The following is a 10625-nucleotide window of genomic DNA, read 5'->3' as shown; positions in this document are numbered from 1 at the left end:
ATCGCCGTCTCTACAAAAGACTAATTATTGTAGAGACGGCGATTTATCGCGTCTCTTGCCCTAACCGAACAGTATTGGAAGTCAACCTTCTTTTTGATTTGGCAAAACACCCTCAAGCATAGACTCTAATTCTTTATTTAACCGACCAGATTTGACAAATTCTGCATAAGTATCTGCCTCAATTGCCAGCAGTTCTCCTCGAAATTGTTCTGTTGTAAAGCTCTGAAGATTGGGATATTCACCCTGTAATTTGTCAATTTCTATCCGTAAATCTGCAAGTTCACCTTTGATTAGTGTCTCTTGATAACGGCGAAACTCTGGGTCAATACCTGGGCGTTTGTCTGCCTGGAGATGTTCTAGAACGCGTTCTAAGGCAACATGACGGGCAACGAATTCTAAATATTGCTCACGTAAGGGTGCATCACCTAGCAAATTGAGTTTCTCTAGCAATGGTTTGATGGTTAATCCTTGGACAAGTAGAGTAAATAAAACTACTCCAAATACCGTTGCAATAATTTTTTCTCGCTCTGGTAATGTTACTGGTACACTCAATGCCAAGGCAATGGAGACGGAACCACGTAACCCACCCCACCAGAGGATAGTTTGTTCTGGTAACGAAATGTCCGATTTGGTGATGCTAGTACTAAATTTGGTGAGAATCAAAATAGCAATTGCTCGCATCAAAATCATTGCTACCACTGTCACCATTATGATTTGCAGGTTTTCGCCTAAACTAGCAAAGCGTATTTGGTCGCCAATTAGCAAGAAGACAATCGAGTTAACAAAGAACGCCAAAAATTCCCAAAATTCGGAGACAATAATCCGAGTGCGGGGATTCATGCCGATACGAGAGCCAAAGTTGCCTAAAATCAAACCTGTGGTGACAACCCCAATTACCCCAGAACCGCCCAAGTCTTCGATAATTAGGTAAGTGCCGTAGGCGGAAACTAGGGTTAAGGATTGTTCTACTAAAGGTAAATCGAAGCGCTGGGTGAGGTAGGAAATCCCAAATCCAATGAAAGCTCCTACCCCTACACCGATGCCAACAACTGTAAATAACTGCAATACAATGGGCTGGAATTCCAATTCCACAGTTCCCAAAGATAAGGCCACCAAAAAACTAAAGGCAACTACAGCCATACCATCATTGAATAAGCTTTCGCCTTCCATTAAGGTGGTAAGACGACTACCTACACCGAGTTGGCGGAACAAAGCGGTGACAGAAACCGGGTCAGTGGCAGATAGACTGGCGGCGATGAGTAAAGCTGTAGTTAGGGAAATACCAACGAATTGATTGAGAGCGATCGCTACCCCTGCTATTGTAATTAACACCCCAAATACTGCATACAAGCAAATTGGCACTAAATCCCGCTTCAGTTCTGACCATTTCAAATTCCATGCGGCTTCAAATAGCAGCGGTGGTAAAAAAATAAACAAAATTAATTCGGGAGAAAGGGTTACTAAACGGACATCCACCAACGCCAGACCTAACCCGACAATCACCAGTAGTAAGGTATAAGGGATATTGCGAAACCAGCTAAATATCTGCGGTAGTGTCGCCACACCTAGAGATACCGAAAGTACCAGCAAAAACTGCTTGAGATTGTTTGTAATCACTTCTTCAGCGATCGCGGATTCAAGTACCATAAGTAAATTCCTGGTATAATTTTGCATTTATCGAAACAGAATTCAGAATAAAGACGTGAATTCTGTATGTCTGGCAGACTTAGATATGACTATTTTCAGATGACACCAATTCAATGTAAGACTTTAATTAACAGAGAATGAAGATTTTACAGTTAACCGAACATTTAGGAGGAAGGTCTTGGGTAATAACATTCGAGACCGCTTTAAAAATTTCCGCCGCCGGGGTTCTCACCCAGAACAACTCCAACAGCTACAAACAGACTTGCTGGCAGAATCGACTCTAGACTCAGCTTACATAATTTTGATTATTAGCTCCTGTGCGATCGCTACTTTAGGTTTATTGTCTAATAGTGCGGCCGTGATTATTGGCGCGATGATTATTGCCCCTCTGATGTTGCCGATTCGCGGGTTAGCTTTTGGTGCTTTGCAAGCAGATATTACATTATTCCGTAAGGGAATAATTGCTGTAGCAGTGGGGACTATATTAGCGGTAGCGATCGCCTGGACTCTGGGTTGGCTAGTAGGGTTGCCCAGCTACGGTAGCGAGATCCTGGCTCGATCAAGACCAACATTATTAGATTTGGGAATTGCGGTAGCGGCTGGTGGTATTAGTGGCTACGCAAAAGTTGAGACGAAAATCTCTACTAGTTTAGCGGGAACTGCGATCGCTGTTGCCCTTATGCCTCCCATCTGTGTCATTGGTTTAGGCTTGGCACAAGGAAATTGGTCACTCAGTTTCGGGGCAACCCTACTTTATCTCACCAACTTGTTAGGTATTGCCCTCTCCTGTATGGTGACATTCGTGGTAGTAGGTTACACTTCAATGGCGCGGGCCCGTCAGCCCCTAATTTGGACTATGGCTTTGACGGCTATCCTGGTAATTCCCTTGGGAGTCAGCTTTGCCCGACTTGTACGACAGGCACAACTAGAAAATAGTCTACGACGAGCATTATTAAACCGAACTGTCACCTTTGGACGCTTGCAGTTGCTTAATAGTAATACCAATTGGTTGACAAATCCCCCAGAAGTCCGTTTGAGTGTCCGCGCCAAGGAACCTGTCACACCCCGGCAAGTAGAGTTATTAGAAGAATTTATCGAACGAGAGATGGGGCAAACATTCACTCTAATTTTTGAAGTTGGTCAAGTGGAGGAAATTCGACGTTCTGAACCCACACGCTGAACTTGCTAATTTGGCATGAATGAGGAGAGAATCTATCAGTCAAGTCAAACTAACTTTTCAAGATGCAATAGTGGATGTTACCGAATTAGTCAAAGTTTCAATTATTCTTTTGCTCCTTGCTACATGTGTAGCTCTGCTATCTCGGCGGTTGGGAATCCCTTACGTTACAGGTTTAGTATTAGCAGGTTTGCCCATCACTGAGCTATTGTCTCGACCAATTGGTTTAAATCCAACCCTAGTTTTGAATCTTTTCTTGCCAATTCTCATTTTTGAAGCTGGTATTAATACAGATGTCAGCCGCCTACGCAGCACCTTTAAACCAATTGCCCTACTAGCTGGGCCTGGGGCTGTACTTTCTGGCGCTATTATTGCCGTCCTCTTAAAATTTGGGCTGGGACTAGATTGGATACCTGCGTTATTTGTCGGAGTAATTTTGGCAAATACTGATACAGTTTCCATGATTGCCGTTTTTAAGGATATACCAGTACCTTCTCGGCTTTCTACTATCGTTGAAGGCGAAACTCTATTCAATGATGCCGCTGCCCTAGTTTCCTTCAACCTAATTTTGCAAGTATATTCAACAGGCTCACTCACATTTATAGAGGGAATTCAACAACTACTATTTATCTCTCTAGGGGGATGTTTTGTGGGGTTAGTCTTGGGCTACTTGAGTATACCTATATTCGCGCGTTTAGATGATGCCCTTAGCAGTCTTTTGTTGACAGTTGCAGTTGCATTAGGAACTTTTCAGGCTGGGCAATTTCTCGGCGTATCGGGTGCTGTGGCCGTAGTTGTTGCGGGATTAATTTTCGGGAATTTAGGACTTTCTCAGAATACTTCTGCTTCTAGTCGCATCACCTTGTTAAGTTTCTGGGAATATGCCAGTTTTACTGTCAACACCTTTATTTTTTTGTTGATTGGTGTAGAAATAGACCTAGTAACGCTCTGGAGAACTTTACCTGCAATTATATTTGCAGTTTTGGCTTATCAAATTGGGCGCGTTCTTACAGTCTATCCTCTACTAGCAGGGATTCGTTTGATTGACCGTCCAATTCCATTGCGCTGGCAACATCTACTCTTTTTAGGTAACATCAAAGGTTCGCTCTCAATGGCTCTGGCGTTGAGTTTACCTCCAACACTACCAGGACGAGATATCCTCATCGCTTTAGTTTTTGGTAGTGTGCTGGTGTCGTTAGTTGGACAGGGTTTAAGTTTGCCTTGGGTGGTAAAACGTTTGAAATTATCTAAATTTTCAGAAGCTCAACAACAGGTTGAAGAATTGCAAGCCCAGTTGATGACGGGTAAGGCAGCACAAGATGAATTAGATAGTTTGTTGAAATCAGGGGTGTTACCAAAAGCTGTTTATGAAGAGATGCGTTCAGCTTATCAGGTGCGAATTGCCAGTGCAGAAAAAACACTGCGGGAACTATATAATCGTCGCCCTGATGAGGTGGAAGGTAGAAGTGGCAAGAGCAGTAAACTTGAAGCCATTCGCCGACGTTTACTCTTGGCAGAAAAAGGAGCGCTCAATGAGGCAATGCGGAAGCGAATTCTCTCCGAAGAAATTGTGCGTGGGCGGATACAAACTCTTGATGAACAATTACTGAAATTAGAAGATGATTAAGGATATGGGGCAATACAGTTCAGATAAGACCAATACACTTGTAGAGACGGCGATTTATCGCGTCTCGAAAACCCACAATTTTGTACACTTAGCCCTTAACCCAAGCGTATTGGGATATGGGGCATTGGTCAAAACGTGTGAGCAGTAGCAGTGCTAAACGCCCCGCTAATAGCACTCTTCATCCCCCCGGTTACGCCGTCCCACCTTGCCAAGGGTGGACTTATGATGTGCATCTTAATGCAGAATTGCTATTAAGACATCCTAGTAGCTAATCTTGTTGTTCAAAAATTAAAATTACAGTAATTTAGTGTTTAAAGAGTGTATTCCATTCAATTGAAAACCGCCGTCAAATCTCACAGTATCTTTTTGGTAAGTACGCCACTTTTAAGTGCGTACTTCTCATTTTATATGTATATACTTTACTATTTAAATAGTTACAAATTAGGTCTAATCAATCAGAACTCTAAATTTGGAATTCTAAATTCTTCTAAAAACAATTAACAACGAGGTAAACTTATGTCTCAAAATACAATTACCCACTTAATTCACGATCGCAATGACCGCGGCCACGCTCAAACAGGCTGGCTCGATAGTTATCACACATTTTCCTTCGGTAGTTTTTACGATCCCAACCGCATGGGATTTCGCTCTCTGCGAGTGATTAACGACGATCGCATCGCCCCTGGTGCTGGATTTCCTACCCACAGTCATCGTGACATGGAAATTCTCACCTACGTCTTAGAAGGTGCTGTAGAGCATAAAGACAGCTTGGGTACTGGGTCGGTGATTCGCCCTGGTGATGCCCAAATTATGAGTGCTGGTACTGGAATCAGCCACAGCGAATTTAATCCCTCGCCAACTGAACCACTGCACTTACTACAAATCTGGATTCTTCCCGATCGAGAAGGAATAACGCCAAGATACGAACAAAAATCTTTTCCTCTCGAAGAAAAGCGCGGCAAATTACGCTTAATTGCCTCTAAAGATGGGCGCGATGGTGCTGTGACGATTCACCAAGATGTTGATTTATATACATCTGTTTTAGAGTCAGGTGATGTTGTTAATTATCAAGTCAAAAGCGATCGCTATGCCTGGTTACAAGTAGCCCAAGGCATAGTCAACTTAAATGGTGAAGAACTCAGAGCCGGCGATGGTGTGCAAATCAACGGCGAAGAACAGCTAGAAATTAGCACCAACATCGGCGGCGAAATCTTGCTTTTCGATTTGGGCTAATATTCCGGCTAAAAGGGCGGTTAGAAACCGCCTCTACACAAACAATACAACAAGGGGCTTAAGCCCCTTGTTTTGTCTTAGAGGATGTTTGAAAAGTCTTCTTGTCGGTATCTAAACTTTTAGATCTCCCTAAATCCCCCGATAAATTGGGGCACTTTGACTCCGGTTCCCCTTTTTTAATGGGGGTTAGGGGGGATCTAAAGTGCCTAAAGTTACAGAGAAATATCTTTTCAAACATCCTCTAAGTCCGTGCAGGGATACTATGCTATTACATCTGACTGGAATACCGATCTGGTTTTTATCTCATAACCGAAAATAAAATTAGCTTAAATGTATAGATTAATCCAAGATTATTTGAAGTTAAAAGCAATCATAATATTGCCAAATGATTTGGTTATTTATATTTATTAAGTTATCCCATTGCTGTATGCTAATTTTAAATGTGACAATTTTTATTTTTAATTCACTATATTTAACTATTTATCTATCTAAAGGAGGTTTAATCACTTGCCAAAATGGCAATACCAATCTGTATCATATTTTATAATTATTTTACACATCCTAGAGCAAGATGACCAGAAGTAAGAGTAGCTCTAAATTAATTCTGGTGTGTCGAATAACTGCTTTCTATGGAGGTTTAGCTTAGTGCTAAACCTTTTTCATGCCTTCCATTATCGTCTGATAAGGATTCTTATAATATTTGTATACTCCCTAACAGCAACCGAGTTCTTACTTTTGGATAAAGTCGAGCTAAGAGGATATTTGAAAAGTATTGGGCAAATATAATTCCCTACTACAAAAAAATACACCTCTGTGGACTAATACAAAATCAATAGTTTATAACCTGCTAAGGCATGTTTTACCTGTGTAGCCGCGATTTTAAATCGCCGATAAAAGTAACAAATTAGACTTTTCAAAAAGCCTCTAAGACTTGGTGATAAACCAAGTTTTTTTGTTAAGTAATTGGTTGAATATCTGGTAAATTCTCAGACATAATTACATATAGTAATTGTTGCTATTTAACTAGCTTTGCTGACAATATGTCTTTTTGTCAGTCCCTAGATTTGTTTGCAGATTATGCTTGTAGCTTCATCTTTTAATTAACATGAATTCCAATTAAGTATAATTTAATGTAAATTGTATAAAGCACTGGTATTAGATTAATATTTAGCTTAATGCAAGCTTTTTTTATATCAATGAATTGTTGATTTGCCAACACTTTGGAGGATTTTTGTAAACCCACTATAGACAGATGAACTGAAATCAAAGTAATTCTAAATTAGCTAGGTATGGTAAACACTTGGTATATATAGGGCGTGGCTTTTAGCCATGCCTTTTTCGTGAGTAGCATCAAGTCAGTGAAACGTAGAAATAATCAGTAAAATACTTACTCTATAATCTCTATATCTAATGTAAATAAGAGATTAACATCAGATACCAGAGTGTTTTAACTGATACTAAAGGATTAGAAAATATCGTCCATTTTATCTTTCTAGTATTAAAAAATACCATCTGCAATAGACTAAGCAACAAAAAACTACCAATACCATATATAGATCAATATTTGTATCATTCTATGGATAGTAGAAATAACTATTTTACAGAGTTATTATTCAGCCTGTTAATGCCTGAAAAACGTGTATGCACCCTGGAGTAATACCCAGGGTCTTTTTTTATAAAAGCTTAGATCAGCAAAAGATAAACTCTCATTAGAGTAACGGTAAATTGAACGTAGATCGGTTCGCAAAGCCTCTCATTCGCATTAGCGTCTCTGAAAGAGAAGAGAAGGGGCTTCTCACAGGGTAACCCAATATTTAGAGAGGTTTGCTGGGTAACGCACGTAACGCATTGCCTTAACCCGACTTACGAATATTCTTAACCGAGCAGTATTTTATCAAAATATAGAATTATTCTTCCAATTTATATTTAGCTGATGAGATATCAGCTTTTAGAATATTTATACACATCTTCTAGGAAGATAAACTGAAGTCAACGTAATTCTAAATTGACTAGCTATGGTAAATACTTTGTAATATATGGAGACTTGGTTTAAAACTAAGACTTTTTCATTCTTTAGGTAGATTTTTATATATTTATTAAATAAAGCAGTCAAGATTTTACCAAGTGATTGGATACCAGATACCTGAATATTTATACACATCCTCTAGGATGATGATCTGTAAACAGAGTAGAACTAAATTAATTTAGTACGTTGTTAAGCACAGCAATTATTGAGGTTTGGTTCACAGCCAAACCTTTTTTTTAACAAGTAACCAGGAAATGTTATATCAGATATCAGAATATTTGGACACAGCCTATAGGAAGATGAACTAAAGTAAGAGTCGGTCTAAATTAATCTTGGTGTAGTAAATGCTTGGTATATATAGAGGCTTGGTCTAACCAAGCCTTTTATTATTAATTATCAGGTAATGGTATATCAGTCTTCAGGATATTTGGATACAGTCTATAGGAAGATGAACGAAAGTAAGAGTGAGTCTAAATTAATCTGGGATGTCTGCTTAAGCACTAAATATATATAGGAATCCGGTTTGATTACTGAAATCACTTGCGTAGGTAGGCAAAAGGCAATAGGCAATAGGATTTCAGAAGATTAAGGTGTACCGAATTTTTTTCAAAAATCAAATATGAGTCCTATAGAGGTTTAGCTGGGTGCTAAACCTTTTTTTGAGCAAGTGACGAGAAATAAAAGACACCGAATAGCCCGTCGTAGACATCGCTCTCATTCATGACACTGGGTAAATTCCTGTCCAAGCATAGCTTGCAAAATAATCATCGATATTATGCGTTAATTGCATGACTACGGATTTACTATAGCTTCACAGATGCGATTCTAATATGAGGGAATAAAGATGGATACCCCTGGTGTTGACCAGGGGCTTTTTATTTAGGGACTTCCAAAAAATTAGGACTTAGGCAAACAATAGCCGAAAAAAATGATTTTACGGTATGGGCAATTCATGTAGACGCGTAGTGGCTACTCTTACGAGAACGCTTTCAGCGAATCCGCAGGTATTGCCCTTACAGCGCGTAATTTTGCGTAAGTCCTAAAATAAATTATCCAATCTTGTGGAGTTGATCGGAAAGCCATTAGTGTCAACCCATCTATAGGAATCCGCTTTGATTTCTGAACTAATTTGCGTAGGCAGGCAATAGGGAATAGGCAACAGGCAACAGTCAAGAAGGCTTCTTAGTTGTACTGAGTTTTTTCAGAAATCAAATATGAGTCCTATAGAATACAAGTAGTTAAACTTGTTTGATTGACATCCTTACTGTAGCTTTGGCCATAGTAAGGATGTCAATCAGTCATCTGTTGACAGGCCGGAAAAACTAATGAACTTATTTGAGCTTTTAGCAGGGGAAGACGATCATCTAGCCGTTGTTACGCCGGGAGAGCGATCGCTAACTTATAAGCAATTGCGCGAGAATATTGTTGGACTAGTATCCCAACTTAATAGCTTTGGATTGAAACGGGGGGAACGCATAGCCATTGCTATGACTAACGGTTCACCAATGGCTATTACCTTTTTGGCTGCTTCTCTGTGTGGCACTGCTGCTCCCCTAAATCCTAAATATAAGCAAGATGAATTTGCCTTTTACTACAAAGATACCCAGGCAAAAGCACTGATTACATTGTCTGAAGATCCAGAAGCAGCCATTGCTGCTGTCACACCCGACATGATGCTGATTAATGCCAAGGTAAACACTGATGGCACATTAAGCTTTGAATTAGTCAAGGAAGAACTTCCCCCCTGCTCCCAGCTAAAAGCTCCCTTGCCTCAGTCTGATGATATCGCCATGATTCTCCACACTAGCGGTACTACCAGTCGTCCCAAGCGTGTACCGATTCGTCATCGCAACTTAATCGCTTCAGCCCGCAACCTCATTGATGCTTACTCACTCACAGCAGATGACACTACACTTTGTCTAATGCCCATGTTCCATGTTCACGGATTGGTGGGCTGTTTACTAGCAACTCTGGCATCAGGCGGTACACTAATTTGTCCCAATGGTTTTAATGCCCTGGAGTTTTGGAAACTGGTAGATACCTATAAACCTACCTGGTACTCCGCAGCGCCAACTATGCACCAGACAATTTTGGCCCGCGCTAGCCGCAACACAGAAATTGTCAAAGCTAACCGCTTTCGTTTTATTCGCTCTAGTAGCGCTTCCTTGCCCCCGATTATCATTGAACAGCTAGAGGCAACTCTTAATGCTCCGGTGGTGGAAGCTTACAGCATGACTGAAGCATCTCACTTAATGACCACCAATCCCCTACCACCAAAAGTGCGGAAACCAGGAACTGTAGGTTATGGCTTTGGTGTAGAAGTGGGCATTATGGACTCCGAAGGCAACTTGTTATCTCAAGGAAGCTTGGGCGAAGTGGTGGTAAAAGCACCCAATGTTATAGATGGCTACGAAAACAACCCGGAAGCTAACGCCACAGCTTTTGTGAACGGTTGGTTCCGCACAGGGGATCAGGGTACAGTGGATGCAGACGGTTACCTCCGCTTGACTGGACGCATTAAAGAATTGATTAATCGGGGTGGGGAAAAAATTTCTCCCTTAGAAGTGGATGATGTCTTGCTGCGCCATCCCGCCGTTGCTGAAGCTTTGGCTTTTGCTGTCCCCCACAAATCTTTAGGAGAAGATATCCACGCCGCTGTTGTCCTCAAGGTAGAAGCTGGCGAAAAAGAACTTTTAGCTCACTGTGCAACTATGCTGGCAGACTTCAAAATTCCCAAGCAAGTTCACATTTTGGATCAACTACCTCGTGGTGCTACTGGGAAACTGCAACGGTTGGCTATGGCGAAATTGCTGAATATTGGGGAGTAGGGAGTGGGGAGATGGGGGAGATGGGGGAGATGGGGAGCAGGGGAGCAGGGGAGGCAGGGGGAGATGAACGCAAAGTAAGAGAAGAAA

Annotated in this window: 5 protein-coding genes; 4 read left to right on the top strand and 1 reads right to left on the bottom strand. The window is 41.0% G+C overall.

The window, feature by feature from the left end:
• Positions 1 to 81 precede the first annotated feature (81 nt).
• Positions 82 to 1647, bottom strand: a complete 1566-nt coding sequence (locus ABF638_RS01310) for a cation:proton antiporter (RefSeq protein WP_435019554.1) — start codon at positions 1645 to 1647, stop codon at positions 82 to 84.
• Between the two features lie 178 nt (positions 1648 to 1825).
• Here ABF638_RS01310 and ABF638_RS01305 point away from each other — a divergent pair, with 178 nt between their 5' ends.
• The 4 genes from ABF638_RS01305 (at position 1826) to ABF638_RS01290 (ending at position 10538) form a co-directional block, all read left to right on the top strand.
• Complete coding sequence (locus ABF638_RS01305) at positions 1826 to 2827, top strand: DUF389 domain-containing protein (protein ID WP_435019552.1); 1002 nt, start codon at positions 1826 to 1828, stop codon at positions 2825 to 2827.
• 70 nt (positions 2828 to 2897) lie between these two features.
• Positions 2898 to 4451 (top strand): cation:proton antiporter, encoded by a 1554-nt coding sequence (locus ABF638_RS01300; RefSeq protein WP_435019566.1) that lies wholly within the window; start codon positions 2898 to 2900, stop codon positions 4449 to 4451.
• Positions 4452 to 4967: 516 nt separating this feature from the next.
• The gene (locus ABF638_RS01295) at positions 4968 to 5684 is read left to right on the top strand and encodes a pirin family protein (protein ID WP_435019550.1); all 717 of its coding nucleotides are present in this window, start codon (positions 4968 to 4970) and stop codon (positions 5682 to 5684) included.
• Between the two features lie 3351 nt (positions 5685 to 9035).
• Entirely contained in the window at positions 9036 to 10538 is a 1503-nt protein-coding gene (locus ABF638_RS01290; protein WP_435019548.1) for an acyl--CoA ligase, read from the top strand.
• Positions 10539 to 10625 lie beyond the last annotated feature (87 nt).

Origin of the sequence: Nostoc sp. CALU 1950, from assembly GCF_051172895.1 — a bacterium.
GTDB lineage: Bacteria > Cyanobacteriota > Cyanobacteriia > Cyanobacteriales > Nostocaceae > Nostoc > Nostoc edaphicum_A.
Note: the sequence above shows the minus strand (reverse complement) of the source record. Positions and strands in the feature narration are given on the sequence as shown.

Coding starts and splice junctions, on each gene's coding strand:
- ABF638_RS01310 (WP_435019554.1), bottom strand. CDS start 1,647: ATGGTACTTGAATCCGCGATCGCTGAAGAAGTGATTACAAACAATCTC.
- ABF638_RS01295 (WP_435019550.1), top strand. CDS start 4,968: ATGTCTCAAAATACAATTACCCACTTAATTCACGATCGCAATGACCGC.
- ABF638_RS01290 (WP_435019548.1), top strand. CDS start 9,036: ATGAACTTATTTGAGCTTTTAGCAGGGGAAGACGATCATCTAGCCGTT.